Source organism: Aequorivita viscosa (assembly GCF_900106795.1).
Taxonomy (GTDB): Bacteria; Bacteroidota; Bacteroidia; order Flavobacteriales; family Flavobacteriaceae; genus Aequorivita; species Aequorivita viscosa.
On sequence record NZ_FNNS01000003.1, the window covers coordinates 78,025 to 100,644 of the forward strand.

A 22,620-nucleotide genomic window follows, 5' to 3' on the forward strand; every position below is an offset into this window, starting at 1 on the left:
AATGAATGATAAAGTACTGATTACTGGAGGCGCAGGTTTCATTGGTTCCAATTACGTTGCCTATGTTGCTGAAAACTCGAATGATGAAATTTTTGTGTTAGACAAGCTAACGTATGCAGGAGATCTTAAAAATTTAGAAGCTGTTTCAGATAAATTCACCTTTGTTGAAGGTGATATTTGTGACGAAGAATTAATCAAAAAACTCTTCGCTGAACATCAATTTAATAAGGTTGTTCACTTTGCTGCAGAAAGCCATGTAGATAATTCTATTTCGGGTCCTTCAGAGTTTATTCAAACAAATATTGTAGGTACTTTTAATCTAGTTCATACAGCTTATAAAACTTGGATGAATAGCCCGAACGATTTAAAAAAGGAATTCAAGAACGCACGTTTTTTACATATTTCAACCGATGAGGTTTATGGCACTTTAGGAGAAACTGGACTTTTTACCGAAAAAACCAGCTACGCGCCCAATAGTCCGTATAGCGCTTCAAAAGCATCTTCAGATTTTATTGTGCGGAGTTATTTTCACACTTTTGGATTGCCTGTTGTTACAACCAATTGTTCAAATAATTATGGCCCCAATCAACATAAAGAAAAATTGATTCCAACAATTATTCGCAAAGCAATTTCCGGAGATTCTATTCCTATTTATGGCGACGGAAAAAACGTTCGCGATTGGCTTTACGTAATGGATCATTGCAGTGGTATTTTCTTGGCGTTAGAAAAAGGAAAGTTAGGCGAAACCTATAATATCGGGGGTCGCAATGAACGTGAAAATTTATACATAGCAAATGTAATTTGTGAATTGCTCGATGAAATGCTTCCGAAAAACGCATCGTATAAAGAGCAAATAACCTTTGTGAAGGATCGTCCTGGTCACGATTTTAGATATGCTATAGATGCAACAAAAATTGAAAATGAACTAGGCTGGAAAGCTAACGAGAATTTTGAAACAGGGATTCAGAAAACAATTGCTTGGTATTTAGATAAGAGAGATAGGTTATAAATCTATCTTTTTAAAGTTATACGGTTGAAATAACATTTGTATAACAGGTTGTTATTAGTTAAATTTGTCTGGAGTATAAAATAAGACTAAAAGCATGAAAGTACAGACCGCATTTCGTTTTGACAAAGATTTGTTAGAACTCGTAAAGGAAAAAGCAAAAGCCGAAAAGCGAAGTCTAAACAATTATATAGAGTATTTGCTCTATCGTGAAGTGGGCAACATTCCCAATGCAGAAACGCAACAAGCGATTTATGAAGCTCATAATGATATAAATCTTACAAAAATTGAAGATTTTAACAAATGGAGGGACTCGTTACTAAGTGGTGAGTTCGATGTATAATTTTATTTTTACCACCAAATTTAAGAAGGATTTTAAAAAGCTTCAGAAGCGAAATATGACAGATGTTAATTTGGCTGTTGCTGTTTTAGATATTCTTCGGGCTAATGGAGTTAAAGGCATTCCTCCAACTATGACAACGCATAAATTGAAGGGAAAATATGAAGGAGATTGGGAATGTCATATAAAACCCGACCTTCTGATTATTTGGTTTCAAATAGAATCGCCCAAGACCATAAAATTGATTCGGATTGGTTCGTATTCAGAGCTGTTTGAATAGTAATCGACCTTAAATTCACAATAATAAACCGTGAAAAATAATTTTAATGGGTTTAAAATCTTAGAAAACAGAAAGAGGTACGCACGGTAAAGCAGTAACTTTTTATTAGGCTTATTTGATAATCTGATAAGGTTTCCCCAAAGACCAAGGAAGCGTTCCTGCAAGGTTTCCCCGACGAAGGAGGGAACCTTGTAGGTATAAAATTAGCCATTAAGACACTATATTTTAAAACAACAAATATATTATATGAAAGGAATAATTTTAGCAGGAGGCTCAGGTACACGTTTGCATCCTATTACACTAGCAGTTAGCAAGCAGTTGATGCCTGTTTATGATAAACCAATGATTTATTACCCATTGTCCACTCTTATGTATGCGGGTATTAAGGATATTTTAATCATTTCTACACCTCAAGATCTGCCGCTTTTCAAACAACTTTTAGGTAATGGTTCAAAATTAGGGTGTAATTTTCAGTATGCCGAACAAGCCAACCCGAATGGCCTTGCCGAAGCTTTCATAATTGGTAAAGAATTTATAGGAAACGACAAGGTTGCTTTAATATTAGGCGATAATATTTTTTACGGCTCTGGTTTAAAAGAATTATTACAATCCAATAACGATCCCGATGGAGGCGTTATCTATGCGTACCATGTGCTAGATCCAGAGCGTTACGGTGTTGTTGAATTTGATAAGGAAGGAAGAGCGCTTTCTATTGAAGAAAAGCCTTTAAAACCAAAATCTAATTATGCCGTGCCGGGAATTTATTTCTACGATAACAACGTAATAGATATAGCCTCAAACATTAAACCTAGTGGCCGTGGAGAGCTTGAAATTACCGATGTTAATAACGTGTATTTAAAACAAGGAAAACTTAATGTAAGCATACTGGATAAAGGTACTGCTTGGTTAGATACAGGCACTTTTGCTTCCTTGATGCAAGCAGCCCAGTTTGTTGAGGTAATTGAGGAAAGACAAGGCCTTAAGGTTGGCTCTATTGAAGAAGCAGCTTATGAAATGGGCTACATTTCAAAAGATGAATTAATAGCGATGGCAGAGCCTTTGTTGAAAAGCGGGTACGGAAAACATTTACTTCAACTAGATTAAATTTGGAATTACAAAAATCCCCACTAAAAGATTGTTTTATTCTCAAACCAAAGGTTTTTCGAGATGAACGTGGTCTGTTTTACGAGACTTATAATCAAAATGTTTTTGAAAAATTAACTGGAATAGAAACAAAATTTGTTCAAGATAACCTTTCAATTTCTTCAAAAGGAGTATTGAGAGGGCTCCATTTTCAACGTGGAAATAGGGCTCAAGCCAAGCTTGTGCAGGTTGCCAAAGGAAAAGTATTGGACATAGTTGTCGATATTCGAAGGCACTCCGAAACTTTTGGAAAATCATTTTCTGTTGTGCTAGACGATGTTGAGCGACTTCAGTTGTTTGTGCCAAGAGGATTTGCGCACGGCTTTATTACACTTTCAGAAGAATCTATTTTTACGTACAAATGCGATAATTATTACGATAAAGCTTCTGAAGGAGGAATTATATACAACGACGCAACCTTAAACCTAGATTGGCATCTTCCAAAGGAAGAATTTATTGTTTCAGAAAAAGATTTGGAACTTCCTAGTTTTCACGACGCTATTAAATGAAAAAAATACTAGTTACTGGCGCAAACGGACAATTGGGAAGATGCATAAAAGATGCTTCGTCCAGATTTCCTGACTTTCAATTTGTCTTTGTTTCAAAGGAAGAACTCAATATTGAAGACCTCGATTCATTAAATCACTTCTTCAACAAACACAACTTTTCACATTGCATAAATACCGCAGCCTACACCAATGTTGAAAAGGCAGAAAGTGAAAAAGAAAGAGCTTTTGCCATTAATGCTGAAGCAGTTAAAAACCTAGCTTCCATTTGTAATAGAAATGAAACTGTTTTGCTTCATGTTTCTACAGATTATGTTTTTGACGGAAAAAAACAATCACCCTATTTAGAAACGGACGATACCAATCCGATTAATGTGTACGGCAGTTCCAAGCTTAAAGGGGAACAATACATTCAAGAAGTATGTGATAAATTCTACATTTTCCGTACTTCTTGGCTTTATTCACAATACGGACATAACTTCCTTAAAACAATTTTAAAATACGCGCACGAAGGAAAATCGCTAACCATTACAACAGAGCAAGTAGGAACACCCACAAATGCAAATGATTTGGCTAATGCATTATTACAATCGATAGCTATAGACATTGAAGCTTACGGTATCTACCATTATAGTAACAGCGGCGAATCCACTTGGTATGGATTTGCGAAAGCAATACTACAAGAGACAGGGAAATTAGAAGACGTAAAACTTGCAAAAACAAACCATTACCGTACTTTTGCCAAGCGCCCAGCCTATAGTGTGTTGGACAATGCAAAGGCAACTAATGCATTAAACTTACAACAGATAAATTGGCTTAAAAGCTTACAATCTGTATTAAAAAACACAGTCATTGATTAATAAAAATTATTTATGGCACAGCAGAATACATCGGAAGAGATAGATTTAGGGTATTTATTTAAAAAATCTAATGACTTTATTAAGAAGATTGTTAGAGGTTTTTTCCAAATTCTAGACTTTTTTAAAAGGTACTTTATAATAGTAATTGTGCTAATTATTTTAGGCTTTGCTTATGGTTACTATAAAGATGCAACAAGTAAGAAAACCTATATTAACGAGGCGTTGGTAATTCCAAATTTTGAAAGTGTCGATTATCTATACGACAAAGTTGAGGTTATCAACAACAAAATTTCCAGAAACGACACTTTGTATCTTAAACAAATACTCGACACTAATTTTCGGAAATTAAAAAATATTAAAATTGAACCAATAGCCGATATCTACAATTTTGTATCTAAATCTAGACGAAATTTTGATGTATTAAGGCTTATCGCCGAAAAACAAGACTTTTCAGAATATATAGAAGACCTTTCTACAAGTAAATATTTTAAATATCACCGCATGAAAATCGCGGTTTCTGGCGATCGTTCTTCTGAAAAAATAGTTGCTGATTTATTCACTTATTTAAACGGAAATGAAAATCTAGAAGCCTATCAAAAAGTATTTGTAGAAAACAATAAGTTTGAAATCAAGGAGCATTATAACATGATTGCTCAAATAGATTCAATTTTAAAAGCTAGTGCCAAAATAGACGATAGAGCTTCAAATGTAACAATTAATAATAGCTCAGACTTGTTTAACTTGATTGAGAAAAAAACTGAATTGTTAGAAAACATTGTTCAACTTAAAACGCAAGAAATTGACTTTTCAGCGCCGATTAAGGTTGTAAGTACCGATTACAATTTAGAAATTAAAAGATTTTTGTCAATTTCAAACAAGGTTAAATATCCAATTCTATTTGTCTTTTTGTTTTCGATGGTGTTTTTCGCGCTTTATATTGTAAAAAGTTTAAAGCGATACGCCAAAGCCGATTAAGGTGTGATGCAAGTTCATTTTTACACAATCGCTGACGATTCTGCAATTGAGCACTTTCAATAAAGGGCATCATTATATTTAGTAGCTAATGCTTTTTAACTCTATAGATTTTGCCATATTTTTTCCAATATTCTTTGTGGTTTATTGGATTGTCGCAAAAAAGCTAACCCTTCGAAATGCTTTTCTATTAGCTTCTAGTTACCTGTTTTATGGTTGGTGGGACTGGCGTTTTCTGTTTCTTATACTGTTTAGTTCAATTGTTGACTTTACTATTGGTAAGAAAATTTACGCAGCTACAAACAAAAGGGTTCGAAAGAACTATTTGCTGGTAAGCCTTCTAATTAATCTAGGACTTTTAGGCTACTTTAAATACACCAACTTTTTCATTGATTCATTTATCAATTCATTCCGGTTTTTTGGAGGCGAAATGGATTCGTTCACCTTACAAATAATCCTTCCAGTTGGGATTAGCTTTTACACTTTTCAAACCCTTAGCTATACCATTGATATTTATCGCGATAGAATTAAACCTACCAAGGATTGGTTATCGTTTTTCACCTTTGTAGCTTTCTTTCCGCAGTTGGTTGCGGGACCTATTGAACGCGCGTCCCATTTATTACCGCAGTTTTTTAAAACCTATAATTTCGATTATAAAGCTTTTAAAAGCGGATTGCTTTTAATGGCGTTTGGACTCTTTAAAAAAATGGTCATAGCAGATAGGCTCGCTATTGTGGTAAATGAAGTGTACGGCAATCCAACGGGGCACAGTGGCCAAGATTTAATTATTGCAACGGTTTTCTTTGCCTTTCAAATTTATTGCGATTTTTCTGGGTATTCAGATATTGCAATTGGGATTTCCAGAATGCTTGGTTTCAATTTGATGAAAAACTTCGATACACCTTATTTTTCAACTTCAATTACAGCGTTTTGGAGAAGATGGCACATTTCACTGTCCACCTGGTTTAGGGATTATGTGTATATACCGTTAGGAGGTAGCAGAAATGGCGATTACAGAACTTATTTTAACCTGTTTATAGTTTTTGTGGTTAGCGGACTTTGGCACGGGGCAGCAATAAACTTTGTAATTTGGGGCGCAATTCACGGAATTATTATAGTGGCTGAAAAAGCATTGAGCAACACTGCTTTAAAAGTCAATAGAAAACCGCTAATTCCTTCAGTTCTATTTACCTTCATTACTTTCGGAATAGTCTGCTTTGCTTGGATATTTTTTAGAGCCAATACTTTTGCCGACAGTGTGTATATTGTTACAAACCTATTTAACTTCAACTTTGTGGATTGGAGTATCTATAATTTAGGCCTACCCTCCCACGAATTCGACTTTGCCGTAATCGTAATTATTTTACTATTAATTTTTGATGCATTCCATAGAAAATATAATGCATTACGCGTTATTAATAAGTCCAATTTTGTTGTTCAGAGCCTAGTATATACATTGATTGTTTACAGTATCGTAATATTTGGTATTTATGGAAATGACAGTGTTTCCGAATTTATCTATTTCCAGTTTTAATGATGAAGAAACGAATTATTTCTATAGTTGTTCTGTTGGCGTTTTTAACGGCTGGATTTATCTATTTGAATAAGGTGTTTTCTTCTGTGCATTACTATGTAAACACCACCGAAGATTTTAAAGCTTTGGCAAAAAAAACGAATATTGATGTCATTGTTTATGGAAGTTCACACGCGTATACAGCTTATAACCCGTTAATAATTAATGATGTTTGTGAAACTATTAGTTATAATTTAGGCTCGGATGGTCTAAAAATGCCAATTACAGATATTGTCTTAGAAGAATCTTTAAAGTACACAAAACCGAAACTTATAATATTAGAAATTTATCCACCTACCCTGACCCCGATAAAGACTGATGCCGACAAGGGATATCATTTAAGAGCAATGGATTTTGTGTCTAATTTTTCAATTAATAAGTTGAAAAAAACCGTAAGAGTATTTGATAAAAATGAATATTTTGGCGTTTATTTTCCACTAATTCGAAATCACACCAGTTGGAATGAGCAGGATTTTCTTAATCTTTCTAGAAGAAGATACATAAACAGTAAAGAAAATTTTTATTACGGAGGTTTTTTAGGCGCTAGAAATATTCTTAAAGAAGAGGATAAAGAAAAGTATAAGGATTTTAAAAATGCAACCAAAAAATTTGAACCTTCTAGAAAATTTATTGATAAACAAAATAAAGCCGATATTGAAAGCTTTGTAAGTCTCGCTAAAAATGCAGGAGCTAAAATTTTGGTGGTTTCATCGCCCGATCCACGTGCTACCACCGAATTCAATTACTCATTCTTTGACGAACTTGGTGAATATTGTAAATCATTAAATATCGATTTCCTAAACCTAAATGAGTATTATGAGGAGATGGATTTAAAAATTGAAGATTTCAAAGACAAATCTCATTTAAACACCTTTGGAAGCATAAAAGCCACCCAATTGTTAGCCCAATATGTAAAGGAAAATTATGAGCTACCTAAAAGATCGGATGAAGACATTTGGAAGCAAGAAATGAGAGAATATGAGTACTTTGAGTATGATTATTATGAGTTTCAAAAGAAATCCTTTCGCGCTGCAATAAACGCTTATTTAAGTAAAGATGTTTTCGTTAACGATGTTTCAGTAATAAGAAACAGTAAAACAGAATTAAGATTCAATATTAACCTTGACAAGGATAAAACCAATTTGAATACTTTGAACAACTATATTTTGGGAGTTCATATATATCCTGATAAAGAAGATATATCTTCACTTAGTAATGCCAGTAAATTGAAAAAAAACGAATACGATCAAACCAACATACGTTTAAAAAGCCAAGAAAACTCCATAGTTTTTAATATGGAAACTGAAATTAGGCGAATCAATAAAATTGAGCTCTTTCTGTTTGATAAAGATGGGTACGATGGTGTTATTGGTGATAGAATAGTAATTAACGACATTACATTTAAAATACAAAAGGATGAATAGTTATAGTGCCAAATTTGCAATCGTTTTATTACTCGTAAGTGTTATAAGTAGTTGTTCCGATAAGAATAAACAGCAAGCTGACCAAACGAAGGTTGATGCTATCTCTAAGAGCGATACAATAAGTCTTAGCGAAAGTTTAGCTAAACGATTTAAAAACACCTACGACAACCATATTGTAACTTTCAACGATGGCACTACCATGGATATTTCCAAACCCTTACAATTTGATTCTATTAAGGAAGTGTCGCATACTTTTTTTGTTGGAGATAATATTGAGCCGATAGAAGATTTAGAAACCGACAGTAATGGAGTAGCTATTTTAGACGGTAATTATCACCCAACAGTAATTGGTAAAGTTGCATTAAAAGCGATTAACTACTACAAAAAAACTAAATCGGAAGCAGCTAAAAAAGTGTTTTTAGATCAGATGAAATGGGCTGAGAAGAACTTTTATGAAACTGATAATTATGGTTTTTGGTATTTTGAGGTTTCTGCCCCTTTATATCATTTAGAGCCTGGTTGGACTTCAGCATTTAGTCAGGGGTTGTTGTTAAACGCTTCCTTAGAGGCTTATAGATTAACGGGGGATAAAAAGTATACCAGATTAATCGAAAAAGGGCTTAAGGCATATATGGTTCCAGTCGAAAATGGAGGCTTTCTAAGGGGTTGGGACGAAGGCGAACTGTGGTTTGAAGAATATGGAACCGAAAGGCCTTCAAGGGTTTTAAACGGCACTATTTACGGTTTAGAAGGGGTGTATAATGTCTATAGGGATTTAAACTCACAATTAGCACTAAAAATATTTGAATCAGGCGTTGAAACCATCAAGAATCATCTCGAAGATTATGATGCAAAATATACTTCTCGTTATAGTTTGGCGGATTGGAAAAATGAAATTTCTCAAGAAAATTATCATGAGGGTCATGTAATTCAATTATTATGGTTGTACGAAGTTTCTGGGGATGAAATTTTTAAAAAATATGCTCAGATATTCCTAAATTCTGATTTAGGAGGTTTTATGACACGAAGTATTTACAAGTTAGATAAACCAAAAATCACCAATGTGGAGGCAAGTTTTTGTATTGATTGTGAAAAACATGGTCCAGAAAATTTAACTGATGAGCTATGGGCTCACGGAAACTATTGGAGCGCACATAAACCAGCTGATTTAATCGTGGATTTTGGAGATGAAAAAGAAAATATCTCCGGCGTAACCTTGTATCATGTTTCAGCTCAAAGTGTTAATGTGAACTTCGATATTTTTGCTTTTAATAGTGATACGAATGAATGGAGTCTTGTTCAAAAATTTGACACCAAACATATAAAAGATAGGGTTGCTGGTTATAATGAAACAGGGAAATTTGAAACATTTATCGAACACTACAAAATATTTGAACCATTGAATGGTAGAAAGGTGAAAATATCATTTTATGCTGATGCTAATAATATCATTGCTATCAGAGAGTTAAATTTTAATTATGACCGAAAAAAGGAATTGGATTATATAATTTCAAGAATGAAAAATAGAATTGCAAATCCATAGACTTATTAATGATGAACTTCAGGTTATTTAAAATAGTTTTAATATTGAGTACAGCTTCTATTATTTTAAGTTGTCAGAATCAGTTTGGCATAGAAAATCTCAATAACGGTTTGTCAGATTATAGACATATTAGAAATATCAATCAGTCATTTGTAAATAATTTTGAAGTAAATAAAACCGCTTTTTTTCAAGCACATAAAGATAGTCTTGGCATCGTTTTAAAACTGAATGACCAAATTGATTCAAGTCTTGTTGAGAACTATAGTTTGGGAATGTATTTATATCAAGATGAACAACATTTGTTTAATGAAGAAGTCGCTTGGAATCCACATCCGAAAATTCAAACCTTTAATAATCATAAATATTTTATAGAGACCATAGCTGTTCCACATACTCAAATTGACACCTTAGTTTTTTATTTATTTGATCGAGACAAATACAGAACTATAATCGGAAATAGAATTGTTTTGAAAAATATTGCCTTTTAGAAGGAAAGATAATGAGCACAAAACTATTCTTAAAAAACATTCTTCTTAACAACACATCGCAAGGCCTTCAATTTGGCTCAAGGTGGTTGTTTAATATTACGCTCATCAATATCCTTAGCATTCACGACTATGCAATTTTTTCATTTGTGTATTCAGCTTCTAATATCCTGATGGCATTTATGCCTTTCGGAAGCCCCATTTTTTTAATTAATGAAACTCAGACGATTGAAAAAAGTAAAAAGACTTTTTTAAACTCTATTTATATAACGTCGCTAATTTTTATTGCGACCTTATCTTTATATTTTATTTTAACTCCTTTTTTAGAATTTGTAAAAGGTTGGGATTTATTGATATATGGAATTGTTTTAGGATTTGTTCTCTCACTTAACCTCATTTTGTTTTCTTTTTACAAAGGTGCAGGAGATTTTCTAAAAGAACTAAAAGCATATATCTATTTCTTTTTATTATTGATTTTATTCATTGGGTATTTATTCCTTTGGGAAAATCCAGTATCTAATTTACATTTCATTTTCTTGGTTCTTATTGCTATTAATCTTTTTGTCTTTCTCCTTTCTATTTTATTAGATCGGTCTATTTTGAAAGACAGCTCGCGCAAACAATCCTTATCAAAAGAAAATTTAAAGCAAAGTTTTTTAGAAAGAAAATACTTTGGATATCAAGATATGGTTACTGCGCTATACACTCAATCAGGAATGATACTCCTCTTTTATCTTCTTGATACAGAGACTTATGGTTATTATAGAGCCTTATTTGTGATAATAGCCCCCGTCTATCTAATTACAGTTTCAATGTCGCAGGTAGTGTTGTCTTATTTAAAAAAGCTAAGCGGAAAAAGCTTGCTCAAAAACTTTAGGAAACTCCAATTATATAGTTTTCTGGTAGGTTTTGGAATTCTGTTGCTGTTATATTTTTTCAAAGACTTTATTTTCCAGCTTATAAAAGTGCCAAGTAATGATATAACGCTCTTGGCTTTTGTTATAGTTCTTGTAACAGCGTTGACCCGATTTGTATTCGCCAATTATGAAATGCTTCTTATCATTCTTGATAAGCAAAAGTTTAGATTCTACATTGTATTTATTGTGGCGATTATCAATATTATCTTGGTATTTATGTTGCTTCCAAAACATGGATTGATAGGTGCGGTTTCAACTAACTTCTTCACATACTTCGCACTTTTAGTAGGACTATCGTATTTTACAGAGAAATTCCTTAAATTGAAAGGAAATTCTGACTAAGGACACATCTATTTGTTATGTGTATTATAAAGAAGTGTCTTTTAAAAAAACTAAACTTATGAAACCATTATTATTTACCTTATTTGCACTTTTAAATGCAAGTGCTTATGCCCAATTTCAAGAACATATAATCGAATCATGCTCGTAAATAGCCTCATTTTATCACGTAGTTTAGTTATCTGAATTATTTATAATAGCGTTGCTGTGGTTTAATAGTATCTTTACATTCAAAATTCTAAAAACTCTTTCTTGCGTAATTTTTTGGTTCTTTAAACGTTCAGATTTATCAACACTTTATTACGATTTGAATTAAATAGTGCTTTAGTTTAATTCTCAATATTGCTTAACGTATTAAGGTTCTTATATTCGCTTCAAATATTAGCTTGACATTTTTTGGTGAGGCTAATTATTACTAATAAATGAATGAAAGTACTATTAGAGAAAATTAGTATTCGCGCATTGCCTTATTTGCGGCTGTTCGTAATTGTTTTTTTATTAATTAATTTAATTGGCATTATCAATTTTCCTTTTTACAAGGAAAAAATGGAGAATGGAGTACTCTATTTATTAGTTTTTTTAGGATTAATAGGATTTATTTCTGGAACTTTATTAATAAGAATACTTAAAATTAAATTTTCACCCAGTAAGGGATCTTTTAAACCTCACGTCCTAAAGGTTATATTCTGGGGTTCAAACATTTTTTCTTTTGTTCTCATTCTTGCTACGCACGCTATGAATGGCGGTATCATAATTTTAATGGGGGCAGCCCGATTTAAAACAATTTCATATACTAATATCTTCATTTACTTAGGAATTGTTACAACCTTACTGTTTTTCAGCAGTGAATTATTGGCAAATAAAAAAGTAAAATGGTGGCATATAATTTTTATTGCGATTCAATCAGTTTCGGTTCTTTCTTTAGGATATAGATCTCCATTAATCATTTTAGCAGGTGGATGTGCACTCATTTTTGTAATTGTTCGAAATGATTTTCAAAATAATTATAAAAACGTATTCACTTTTAGAAACCTCTTAGTGGTATTAGGAGTTCTAGTTTTGATGTCCTCCATTTCGTCCTACAGAGTTAGTAGGCAATATGACGTAAGAAAATTCTTTAAGAATGTCGATTTAGACTATATGGATGATCATAGTTATCTTATGCCATTTATGCCTACTTTGGCCGTGTTTAGATATGATCAAGAAGTGGTGAAAACATTGGTTGAAAAGACTGAAGGAAACCATTACTACGGTTATTTAGCTATAGCTAATTTTCTTACTGTTCTGCCTGGTGAACAACTAGGGGTTAGAAACATTATTGGTGAAATAGTTGAGGCCCGTAAGCTCCCTGATGGAAAACCCTGGAGTATTACTCCTACACTACAAGGAGCATTGTTTGTAGATGGTGGTTATTTTGGTGTTTTCTTTGGCTTCTTTGTTTTAGGAGTTTTTATAGAATATCTAAAAAAACTTATGAAGGCTAAAAAGGACCCTTTTTCAATTGCTCTTTATGTTTTAGTTACTATAAATGCCTTAATGCTAATTCATACAGGCTATTTTGATGTCGTTTTCTTTATCTTATTGTTCGTAATTCTATTTTTAAAAATAGTTGTTATGCGCATTAAATACACTATTCCAAATTAAGAAACACCGATGAAGATACTCCTAATCTCCAATATGTACCCTTCCACAAAGGATGGACTTTTCGGCGTTTTCGTGAAAAATTTCGTCGAAAACCTAGAGCGTCAAGGTGCGCGTTTTTCACATTTGGCAGTTATTAAAGGAAAAACACCTAGTGCTATTACTAAAGCCCTGAAATATCTTTTTCATTATATCAATTCACTATTTTATGGGGTTTTCAGCAAAAGTGACTTCATATATATACATTTTTTATGGCACCATACTCCAATAATAATTCTATTAGGAGGTGTTTTCAGAAAGAAAATTGTGGTTAATATTCACGGCTCCGATATAACACAATTCAATAGTTCCAAGCTTCAAAAAAAGATAAATGCATTTGCTTTAAAGTATGCTAAAAGGGTAGTGGTGCCTTCTCAGTATTTTGTCGAAATCATTAAAGATGCTTTTCCAGAGGTTGCGGTCAATAATATCATTGTTTATCCTTCTGGTGGTATAAACAGAAATGTTTTTAAGCTCGAAAATCATAAACAACCCGAAAAAGGAGTTATTAACATCGGGATGACTTCTAGAATTGATGCCAATAAAGGTTGGGATGTTTTTCTAAAAGCTGTAGCAGAATTGAAAAATAAAGGATATTCAGTTAATGGATTTATTATTGGACAAGGAAATAAAGAAGCCGAAATGTTGCAATTGCGAAAAGAGCTGAACCTTGAAAGTGAAATAGCATTCTTGGGATTACTGTCTCAAAGCCAAATCGTTTCGCACTATAAAAACCTAGATTTATTTGTGTTTCCCACAGCACTCAATGAAAGTTTGGGCTTGGTAGGCCTGGAAGCTATGTCGTGCGGTTTGCCGGTAATAGCGAGTAATATTGGTGCTCCTTCTGCCTATATAAATGAAGGTGTGAACGGATTTCTTTTTGAAACGAATAATGTTGAAAGTTTGACAAAACGAATTATAGAATACAATTCAATATTAGATGTAGATAAGCTCACAATGCGTAAAAATGCAATTTCTACTGCAATTCAGTATGATAGTGAAAAAGTATCCGCAAATTTGTATCAGCAACTTTTGGAACTATGTTAAAAAAACTTGGTCTGGCATGCTATTATGCCATATTCTATAACCTGCCCCACTCCCGATTCTTGTCGTTTACAAGTACTTGGCGGGTTTGGTATGTTTCCAAAGTATTAAAACTGATGCCTTTTGATAAAAGAAGCAAAATAGAATACAACGTATATCTCTCAAATGCTAACGGGATTTCAATAGGGTATAATTGCAGGATTAATGAAAATGTATTTATCCAACAAGCAGTTATCGGCAACAATGTATTAATTGCACCGAATGTGGCAATCCTAAGTGTTTCGCACAATCACGAAAATCTTGAAATACCCATTGTAGATCAGGGAGACACTGAGCCTAATCCACCTATTATTAAAGATGGAGTTTGGTTGGGAAGAAATGTGGTTGTTATGCCTGGAATTACCATTGGGGAAGGAGCAATTGTTGGCGCTGGTGCCGTTGTAACAAAAGATGTAGCGCCATTTACGGTAGTTGGGGGTGTTCCGGCTAAATTAATTAAGTCTCGAAAGTAATTTGAAATATCAGCGATTAACTAAGGTGCGCACAGCGGAATAACTAGCAGGATGCTCATTGTGTGTTTTAAAAAACTAATAGTATTTACAGATGAAATTTGGGTTTGTCCTTTTTCTTTTCAGCTTTTTACTCGCTTGCACTCCGCAAGACCTCGAGTTGGATGACCCAATAATTATTGTCGTTGCGGGACAAAGCAATGCTGTAGGAGCCGGCAATGCGGCAGAATCAGCTACTGGACTTAAAAATTGTTTTGAATACAACTCCATACTCAATGCAATTACACCCCTTCAAGATCCAGTGGGTCAAGTTGATTTAGGTTTTGAACAAGCTGTTACAGGAAGCTTATCTCCTTCTTTGGCCTTAAACCTTTCGAAAATTACCAATCAGGAAATATTAATTGTCCAATGTGCCAAGGGCGGTAGTGCATTACACCCTTTAGCCGAACAAAATAATTGGGGTGTTTGGGGTAAAACAGGTGGTTTACTCTCAAACAGCTATAGAAAAATAGACAGAGCATTGTCAAAAATTGCCGAATCTTCAAATAGCCAACCTAAACTCAATGCTATTATTTGGTCTCAAGGTGAAAATGATGGTGAAGCGATAGGTAAAGGGAAATTAACCCGTTTGCAATACAAAAGTTCATTACAAAAGCTAATAAATAACTATCGTAACAAATACGGAGCTGCACTTCCGTTCATTATTGTTGAAACAGGTAGAAATGTAAGTTGTAGAATATGCGATTCTGGTTTTGAAATCGTTAGGCAAGTACAACGTGAGGTAGCCGATGAAGATAATTATACTTTTATTGGTTATAGTGAAACTGAATATTTTGAACAAAGAAATTGGCTACAAGACCCAGTGCATTATAATCAAACAGCACTAAATCACATAGGAGAAACCTTGGCTAACTTCTTGGTGGCTTCACAAATAGACATTTATTGATAGATATGGTAAGTCCAAGAACGTATTTTAAAAAAGCTGAGGTTAGCATATTGACTGTAGCTGCATTACTTATGGCTTTCTTTTTACCATTGCACATAGGCTTAAGTAATTTGTTTTTGATTCTGTTTTTTGTCGGGTCAGGATATTTTTTGTTTATCAAAAAAGAGTATGTCAAACGGAAGCCTTCATTGCTTATTTACACACTTCTACCCTTCTTTTTGCTTTATGTAATTGGAGTTTTTTATTCCGAACCAACTTTTATTGGTACGAAAGTGATGGGACGAACGATTGCTTTTTTACTCTGTCCTTTGCTTTTGTTGTTTTATTCCCAAACAATGCTGCAACGTGTCAAAACAAGCCTTTTTAAAGGAATTGTAGCCGGTTCTATTATTTCTATTGGCATATTATTAGTTAACACACTTTTAAATTACTTTGCCACACGCCCCTTCTTAAAGTTTGATGATGAAATTTTAAACTATTATTACACCTATCATTATTTTACGGAACCTTTCGATATGTATCCTACCTATTTAGGGTCTTATGTTCTGTTTTCGCTTGTACTTCTCTTTCACAACCTGTTTAAGAATCAACAATCCAATAACCTGTTGATTTGGGCTGGAATCGTATTTCTTTCCATTGGCGTACTTTTCATAAATGCTCGAATCATTTTCTTACTATATGGACTTATTGTAATTTCAGCTGTTGTGTTAGGAGCCATACGAAGCTTTAAACAGAAACGATATTTTGTGCTTTCACTTAGTTTGGTGTTTATTGTAGCCACAGTTCTTTTTGGAGCTCGGGCGCTTTCAAATACTTTTATTTTTTCAAGGCTTACAAATGAACTGAAGTGGGAATTAACCGATCAGGTAAACACTTCTTACAACACTAAAGAAATTGCTGCCGATTCCCGTATTGCGAGATGGGATGCGGCACTACAAGCAATTTCAGAACGCCCTATTTTTGGCTATGGAACCTATACGGAAAAAGAGACTTTAGCCGATTTCTATCTTAAGAACAACCTAATGGTTTCGTATAACAACAGATATGATGCGCACAATTTGTATCTATCTTTTGCCCTAGAATACGGAATTGTAGGGCTTGCTCTTTTCCTCTTCTTCCTGATTTCAAACCTACTATTTGCCATACGAGCTCGAGACTTAGAGTTCTTCTTTTTGTTCTTTATGATTGCTGCAATTAGTTGTTTTGAAAGTTACCTTCAAAACAATGCGGCTATTACTTTTGTTGCGCTGTTTGGCACTGTTCTGTTCTTTTCTAATTTGCCAAATTCAAAAAAGAATGGCTATGTGGACCACTAGGATACAAGAAAAGTCGAAGCAGCACTTGATGGCTATTATGCTGTTGCTCTTTTTTGTTTCCGAAGCCATCAGCAAATATGGTATCCGTGTTGAAGGAGGAAAATCTGATATTCCGCGATATATCAAATTCGCGGTGTATATAGTACTTACTTTCGGTTTATGGAGAAAAACCAAAAGCCTTATTGCTCCGCTTGTCTTGGCAGTTATATTTTGTGTGGGCCAAATTTTTCTTGCTAATGGCTTTAATCAGGAAATGGTGGTAAGCTTTAGTAAATTGCTTTTCCCTATTTTTCTCCTTATCTATTTCAATCACTATCCAATCGGGGAAAATGAGAGAAAATCGTTGTTTCAGGTTTTTGAAGCGCTCTTAATACTGAACGGTGTTTTTATTTTTGTAGGATTCATCTGGGAAATCCCCATGTTCAGGTCGTATTTCGGTGAGCGATTTGGTTATAATGGTCTTTTTATAACTTCAGCGACAAGCTCGTACGTATATGCAGTTGCGATATTTTATTTTCTTCTTAAACTAAAAAGAGATTTTTTAAAAAGTTGGAAAACTTATTTCGTGATTGCATGCGCAATATTTACAGGTACTAAGATTCTTTATATTGCTTTAATTGCATCACTTTTTATTTATTTGATTTGCTTTGTCAATTTCAGCAAGCAGCAACGTAAGCTAATTTTCTTTGTAATTATGGCCGCCTGTGCTGCAATAGCCTATTTCTTCTTTTTTGAATTTGGTATTTTCAATCAAATTAGGCAAAACGAAGGACTTTTATCTGCCATTTTATCCTATCGAGACGACCTTTTTATGGAGCAAACCCTTCCTTTCATTAAAGAGAACTGGAGCTGGGCCAATTATCTGTTTGGTGGTATTTCAGAGCTTAGTGTTCGGAGTCAAATGGGCTTTATAGATGTTTTCCTTTTTTGGGGAATTTTAGGTGGCTTGTATTACCTATTTACTTTTTATAAATCTTTTGTCACTTTTCATATTGATAAAAGTGGGATATACATTATTTTAAGTCTTGGGCTTATGGTATTTTTGGCGGGTAATTTTTTTGAGAATGCTTCTGTCGCTATTTATCTATTAATTTTAAAAGAGAAGCTTCTTGATAAAACTGTTTTTTACTAATTTGAATAGTCTAAATGGATAAAATCCACATCCTAAACACCGCTATAAACAACCTTTCCATGCAAGAAACCCTCGCGTTGGTACAGGAAAAAATCCGAAGTGGGGAGCAAGTCCATCATGTTGTGGTGAATGCAGGCAAAGTAGTGGCCATGCAGAAAGATTCTGAGCTTCGTAAAAGTGTAAACGAAAGTCATATAATCAATGCCGATGGACAAGCAGTAGTTTGGGCTTCAAAATTTTTAGGAAAGCCACTAAAAGAACGCGTTGCAGGTATCGATTTGATGGCCAATTTGGTTGAAATGGCGCATAAAAACCACAATAAGATTTTTCTTTTCGGAGCTAAAGAAGAAGTAGTTAAAGAAGTCGTAGATAAATATTCTAAAATCTATAGCCCAAATATTATAGCAGGTTATAGAAATGGTTACTTTTCCTCTTCTGAAGAAGAAGAAATTGCTCAACAAATTGCAGATAGCGGTACTCAAATGTTATTTGTGGCAATCTCATCACCTATAAAAGAAAACTTCTTATACAAATATCGCGATATCCTTAAAAATGTGAACCTGATTATGGGTGTTGGTGGTAGCTTTGACGTAGTTGCTGGGAAAGTAAAAAGAGCTCCCGTTTGGATGCAAAACGCGGGGCTGGAGTGGTTTTATCGCTTCCTCCAAGAACCTAAACGGATGTGGAAACGCTATTTGGTTGGAAATTCGAAATTTATCTTTTTGGTGTTAAAAGAGCGGTTTTCACGATAACATATCGCCCTCCCCCTCGGGGGACCGCTTCATAAAAGAGCAATTTTCTAAAAAATAATTCGGATAAGACTATGAGTTCCGAACTTTTGAACAACGTGAACTGAAAACTGCGACTGCCCACTGAACAACTCTCTTCTAAAATCTCACATCTAATATCTAATATCTCCTCAGAGTTTTCTATCTTCCCCTACAATTTAAAAAGATTTCCTAAACCCAATGAGGATACTGCTCGCTGCCATATACCCTTACGCTTTTTTGCTACTCTACCTCATTATCCCTTTTGATAATTACATTAGAGCATTGCCTAACATCCTTTTAATAATTTTGGTTGTCGCTTTTCCTTTAATTGTAAAAAAAGAGGATTTCAAAAAGATGAAATCGCTTCCAATTGCTGTTTTCCTTGCGCTGTTCGCCTATCTCTGTATTAATTCATTCTTGGGTGGCCGATTCTTAGAAGATTATAACATCATTAAAAAAGTAATGATAGCTGTAGGATTAGCAATCCTCTATATTCCTGTTTCAGAAGCAAAACCAACCGCAGATGAGATTGGTAAAATTAAGGGAGCTATTATCTTATCATCCTTGGCAGCCATCATTTTTTCAGTTTATAACTTTGTGCTAATAACGCATAATACTGGAAGTTTTGCACTTGGAGATTCACCTCAAGTTGTTGAATCATTGTTAATTGACCGACTTTATCTTGGGCTTCTTAGCACATTTAGTATTCTGGTTTCTTTTCAATCTATTAAGAAGCAATATCATCCTAACAATAATTATCATTTAGCGAATATCGTAATCAACTTGGTGTTTATTATTTTAATTGCATCAAAAATTGCAGGAATTTCGCTGCTTGTTTTATTGTTATTAAAACAATTTTATGGGCAACGGAAAATTTGGAAAATGGTTTTAGCGAGTGGCGCTATTATAGCTGTTATCGGAATGTTTTTTCTTTTGAAAAATGAAAGTGACAACATTTACAATTCTGACGCAAAAGCCAACACCATTGTACCAATAATAGAAAACACAAGAACATTTGAATTAAGGGCGATTGTCTGGCAATGCGCTGCGAAAATAATAGATGATGAAGGTTTTTCGTTAACAGGAAATGGATTTGCTACTACAAACGATAAGCTTGTTTCCTGCTATGAAGCGGAGATACCAAATTTGGAGAAAAGAGATGTTTTCATTGCCAAAGAATACAATACACATAACCAGTTTTTAGACTTTTATCTTAGTGCTGGTTTTATTGCTTTACTGCTGTTTTTAGGCTTTATTGTTGTAACCTTTTTATCAGTTCGAAAGCACTTTCTTCCAACCGCAATGCTAGCAATTTTAGTAATGTATTGTTTGGTCGAAAATGTATTCCACAGGCAAATTGGAGCTTATTATATTGGCTTTATTTTGATAATTATCATGACGAGTGTTTCAGCTCTCGAAAACAACGATATAAAAGAGACTTAAAAGGAATGCAAATTGTATTTTTGCCCCTAATAAAAAAATAAAATTGAAAAGAGTACTCATAACAGGTGCTGCAGGGTTTTTAGGCTCCCACCTTTGCGACAAGTTTATTTCCGAAGGATTCCAAGTAATTGGGATGGATAATCTTATTACAGGCGATATCAAGAATATTGAACATTTATTCAAGCTTGAAGCATTTGAATTTTACCATCACGACGTAACAAAATTTGTATTCGTGCCAGGCAAGTTGGATTATATTCTTCATTTTGCTTCGCCAGCAAGCCCTATAGATTATTTAAAAATACCTATTCAGACCTTAAAAGTAGGCTCATTGGGCACTCACAACCTGTTAGGATTGGCAAAGGAAAAGAATGCTCGTATTCTAATCGCCTCTACCTCTGAGGTTTATGGAGATCCTTTAGTACACCCACAAACAGAGGAATACTTTGGAAATGTGAACACCATTGGCCCACGTGGCGTTTACGATGAGGCCAAAAGGTTTCAAGAATCCATTACCATGGCCTATCATCGAACCCATGGTTTAGACACCAGAATAGCCCGTATATTCAATACCTATGGTCCCAGAATGCGTCTAAATGACGGGCGTGTTATTCCCGCGTTTATTGGACAAGCCCTTCGTGGGGAAGATTTAACAGTTTTTGGCGACGGATTGCAAACACGATCATTTTGTTATGTAGATGATCAAATTGAAGGACTTTACCATCTTTTGCTCAGTGATTACCACTTACCAGTAAACATTGGTAATCCAGGCGAAATAACCATTCTTGATTTTGCGAAGGAAATCGTAAAACTAACAGGAACTAATCAAAAAATCATATTCAAACCTTTGCCTGAAGATGATCCATTACAACGAGAACCAGACATCTCAAAAGCAAAAAAAATATTAGGTTGGGAACCTAAAGTTTCTCGTGAAGAAGGAATGAAAAAAACCTACGAATACTTTAAAAGCCTAACAAAAGAAGAGCTATTTAAAAGTGAACACAAAGATTTTTCAAAGCATAATAGATAACGAATAGATGTTTAAAAGTGGAAGATATTCAGGGTTTTTAAGGCCTATTTCTTACGGAATAGATCTTTTCTTTATCCATTTTTTGGCATTTAGCATGTTTGGAACATCGTTTCCATACTTCAATTTCGTTGTTTATTTAACAATAGCCTGGCTTGTTCTTTCATTGCGCTCTGGATTTTATGAAATTTATCGTTTTACGCATGCCGCAAACATAATGTCGTTATTGGGCAAACAAGGGATTGTTTTTGTGCTTATTGTGTTTTCATTTTTTGGCTTCTACAACCAGTTTGATATACCGCCGGCAATTGTTTTTAAATATGTTCTATTAGTGATGTCGTGTATCGCCATCGTAAAATTTGGAATCTATTATTTGCTAAAAAAATATCGGCTACACTTAGGAGGTAATATTCGAAAAGTCGTCATTTTAGGCTTAAACCAAAAAACAGATCGCCTCCGTAAATTTTTCACTGCAAACCCCGTCTATGGTTATAAACTCTATAAAACTTTCGATTTTAAAAAATCAGGAAGCGACACACTAGAAGAATGTATGAAATATGTGATGGATGAAAAAATTGACGAAATTTATGCTTCCGTTGCAGAGCTGAGTAATAAAGATCTGCTGAAACTTATTGAGTTTGTAGATAACAATTTAAAAATCCTAAAGTTTCTACCAGACAATAAGGAAATATATAGTAAACGACTTGATTTTTCGTATTACGGCGTGCTTCCTATATTGTCCATGCGTAAAATCCCCATAGATGAACCGCTAAATAAATTTATTAAAAGAGCGTTCGATATTATCCTCTCGCTTGCGGTAATTATTGGTATATTATCTTGGTTAACACCTTTGTTAGGTTTATTGATTAAGTTAGAATCGAAAGGACCAATATTCTTTAAACAGAAGCGTAATGGTTTAGATTATAAGGAATTTTACTGTTATAAATTCCGATCAATGATTCCAAATCCTATGGCCGATTTGCATCAAATTAAAAAAGGTGATACTCGGGTTACCCGAATTGGACGGATCATCCGAAAGACAAGTATTGACGAATTGCCACAGTTTATCAACGTTCTTAAAGGAGATATGTCGGTTGTTGGGCCAAGACCGCATATGGTGAGTCACACGCATATGTATGCTGAACGAATAGATAAATTTATGGTGCGCCATTTTATAAAACCAGGAATTACAGGTTTGGCACAAGTAAGTGGGTTTCGTGGTGAGGTAGACAGCGAAAGTCACATAATTAACAGAGTGAAGTACGACATTTTCTATTTAGAAAACTGAAGCCTCTTCCTCGATATTAAAATCGTGTTTCAAACTATATATAACGCCCTGAGAGGGGAGGAAAAGGCTTATTAGACGAT

21 protein-coding genes and 1 pseudogene are annotated in these 22,620 nt (G+C 34.1%); all 22 read left to right on the top strand.

Going from position 1 to position 22,620, the window contains the following annotated elements:
- The first annotated feature begins 1 nt into the window (after window position 1).
- The 22 genes and pseudogenes from rfbB to BLW28_RS02430 all read left to right on the top strand — a co-directional run bounded on the left by rfbB (window position 2) and on the right by BLW28_RS02430 (window position 22,615).
- Window positions 2-1,009 (top strand): dTDP-glucose 4,6-dehydratase, encoded by a 1,008-nt coding sequence (gene rfbB, locus BLW28_RS02325; protein WP_073214804.1) that lies wholly within the window; start codon window positions 2-4, stop codon window positions 1,007-1,009.
- A gap of 94 nt (window positions 1,010-1,103) precedes the next feature.
- A complete protein-coding gene (locus BLW28_RS02330) occupies window positions 1,104-1,349 on the top strand; it encodes a hypothetical protein (protein WP_073214808.1) in 246 nt (81 codons plus the stop codon).
- The gene (locus tag BLW28_RS02335) at window positions 1,342-1,626 is read left to right on the top strand and encodes a type II toxin-antitoxin system RelE/ParE family toxin (protein WP_073214811.1); all 285 of its coding nucleotides are present in this window, start codon (window positions 1,342-1,344) and stop codon (window positions 1,624-1,626) included. Before BLW28_RS02330 ends, BLW28_RS02335 begins: the two co-directional genes overlap by 8 nt.
- Window positions 1,627-1,872: 246 nt before the next feature.
- Window positions 1,873-2,730: a glucose-1-phosphate thymidylyltransferase RfbA gene (gene rfbA, locus BLW28_RS02340; RefSeq protein ID WP_073214814.1), complete on the top strand. Its 858-nt coding sequence runs from the start codon at window positions 1,873-1,875 to the stop codon at window positions 2,728-2,730.
- A gap of 2 nt (window positions 2,731-2,732) precedes the next feature.
- On the top strand, window positions 2,733-3,278 hold the full coding sequence (gene rfbC / locus BLW28_RS02345; RefSeq protein WP_073214819.1) for a dTDP-4-dehydrorhamnose 3,5-epimerase: 546 nt from the start codon (window positions 2,733-2,735) through the stop codon (window positions 3,276-3,278).
- Window positions 3,275-4,135, top strand: a complete 861-nt coding sequence (gene rfbD / locus BLW28_RS02350) for a dTDP-4-dehydrorhamnose reductase (RefSeq protein ID WP_073214822.1) — start codon at window positions 3,275-3,277, stop codon at window positions 4,133-4,135. Before rfbC ends, rfbD begins: the two co-directional genes overlap by 4 nt.
- A 12-nt stretch (window positions 4,136-4,147) precedes the next feature.
- Entirely contained in the window at window positions 4,148-5,110 is a 963-nt protein-coding gene (locus BLW28_RS02355; protein WP_073214827.1) for a hypothetical protein, read from the top strand.
- 88 nt (window positions 5,111-5,198) lie between these two features.
- Window positions 5,199-6,641 carry an MBOAT family O-acyltransferase gene (locus BLW28_RS02360; protein WP_073214830.1) on the top strand — a complete coding sequence of 481 codons (1,443 nt, stop codon included), beginning with the start codon at window positions 5,199-5,201 and terminating at the stop codon, window positions 6,639-6,641.
- The gene (locus BLW28_RS02365; RefSeq protein ID WP_143036825.1) at window positions 6,641-8,104 is read left to right on the top strand and encodes a hypothetical protein; all 1,464 of its coding nucleotides are present in this window, start codon (window positions 6,641-6,643) and stop codon (window positions 8,102-8,104) included. Before BLW28_RS02360 ends, BLW28_RS02365 begins: the two co-directional genes overlap by 1 nt.
- Window positions 8,097-9,647, top strand: coding sequence for a D-glucuronyl C5-epimerase family protein (locus BLW28_RS02370; protein WP_073214838.1), 1,551 nt, complete (start codon window positions 8,097-8,099; stop codon window positions 9,645-9,647). Before BLW28_RS02365 ends, BLW28_RS02370 begins: the two co-directional genes overlap by 8 nt.
- A gap of 44 nt (window positions 9,648-9,691) precedes the next feature.
- Entirely contained in the window at window positions 9,692-10,135 is a 444-nt protein-coding gene (locus BLW28_RS02375) for a hypothetical protein (protein ID WP_073214841.1), read from the top strand.
- An 11-nt stretch (window positions 10,136-10,146) separates the two neighbouring features.
- On the top strand, window positions 10,147-11,391 hold the full coding sequence (locus BLW28_RS02380; RefSeq protein WP_073214843.1) for an oligosaccharide flippase family protein: 1,245 nt from the start codon (window positions 10,147-10,149) through the stop codon (window positions 11,389-11,391).
- Between the two features lie 423 nt (window positions 11,392-11,814).
- A complete protein-coding gene (locus BLW28_RS02385) occupies window positions 11,815-13,032 on the top strand; it encodes an oligosaccharide repeat unit polymerase (protein WP_073214846.1) in 1,218 nt (405 codons plus the stop codon).
- Between the two features lie 9 nt (window positions 13,033-13,041).
- A complete protein-coding gene (locus BLW28_RS02390) occupies window positions 13,042-14,115 on the top strand; it encodes a glycosyltransferase family 4 protein (protein WP_083540656.1) in 1,074 nt (357 codons plus the stop codon).
- A gap of 113 nt (window positions 14,116-14,228) precedes the next feature.
- A complete protein-coding gene (locus BLW28_RS02395; RefSeq protein ID WP_200791516.1) occupies window positions 14,229-14,624 on the top strand; it encodes an acyltransferase in 396 nt (131 codons plus the stop codon).
- Window positions 14,625-14,715: 91 nt separating this feature from the next.
- Entirely contained in the window at window positions 14,716-15,567 is an 852-nt protein-coding gene (locus BLW28_RS02400) for a sialate O-acetylesterase (RefSeq protein WP_073214857.1), read from the top strand.
- 5 nt (window positions 15,568-15,572) lie between these two features.
- Window positions 15,573-16,883 carry an O-antigen ligase family protein gene (locus tag BLW28_RS02405; protein WP_073214860.1) on the top strand — a complete coding sequence of 437 codons (1,311 nt, stop codon included), beginning with the start codon at window positions 15,573-15,575 and terminating at the stop codon, window positions 16,881-16,883.
- A complete protein-coding gene (locus BLW28_RS02410; protein WP_143156780.1) occupies window positions 16,864-18,015 on the top strand; it encodes a hypothetical protein in 1,152 nt (383 codons plus the stop codon). Before BLW28_RS02405 ends, BLW28_RS02410 begins: the two co-directional genes overlap by 20 nt.
- Window positions 18,016-18,029: 14 nt before the next feature.
- Window positions 18,030-18,767 (top strand): WecB/TagA/CpsF family glycosyltransferase, encoded by a 738-nt coding sequence (locus BLW28_RS02415; RefSeq protein ID WP_073214865.1) that lies wholly within the window; start codon window positions 18,030-18,032, stop codon window positions 18,765-18,767.
- 216 nt (window positions 18,768-18,983) lie between these two features.
- The gene (locus tag BLW28_RS02420) at window positions 18,984-20,228 is read left to right on the top strand and encodes an O-antigen ligase family protein (RefSeq protein WP_083540657.1); all 1,245 of its coding nucleotides are present in this window, start codon (window positions 18,984-18,986) and stop codon (window positions 20,226-20,228) included.
- A gap of 43 nt (window positions 20,229-20,271) precedes the next feature.
- Window positions 20,272-21,255: a UDP-glucuronic acid decarboxylase family protein gene (locus BLW28_RS02425; protein WP_073214872.1), complete on the top strand. Its 984-nt coding sequence runs from the start codon at window positions 20,272-20,274 to the stop codon at window positions 21,253-21,255.
- Window positions 21,256-21,262: 7 nt separating this feature from the next.
- Window positions 21,263-22,615: pseudogene (locus tag BLW28_RS02430) on the top strand (exopolysaccharide biosynthesis polyprenyl glycosylphosphotransferase).
- Window positions 22,616-22,620: the final 5 nt, after the last annotated feature.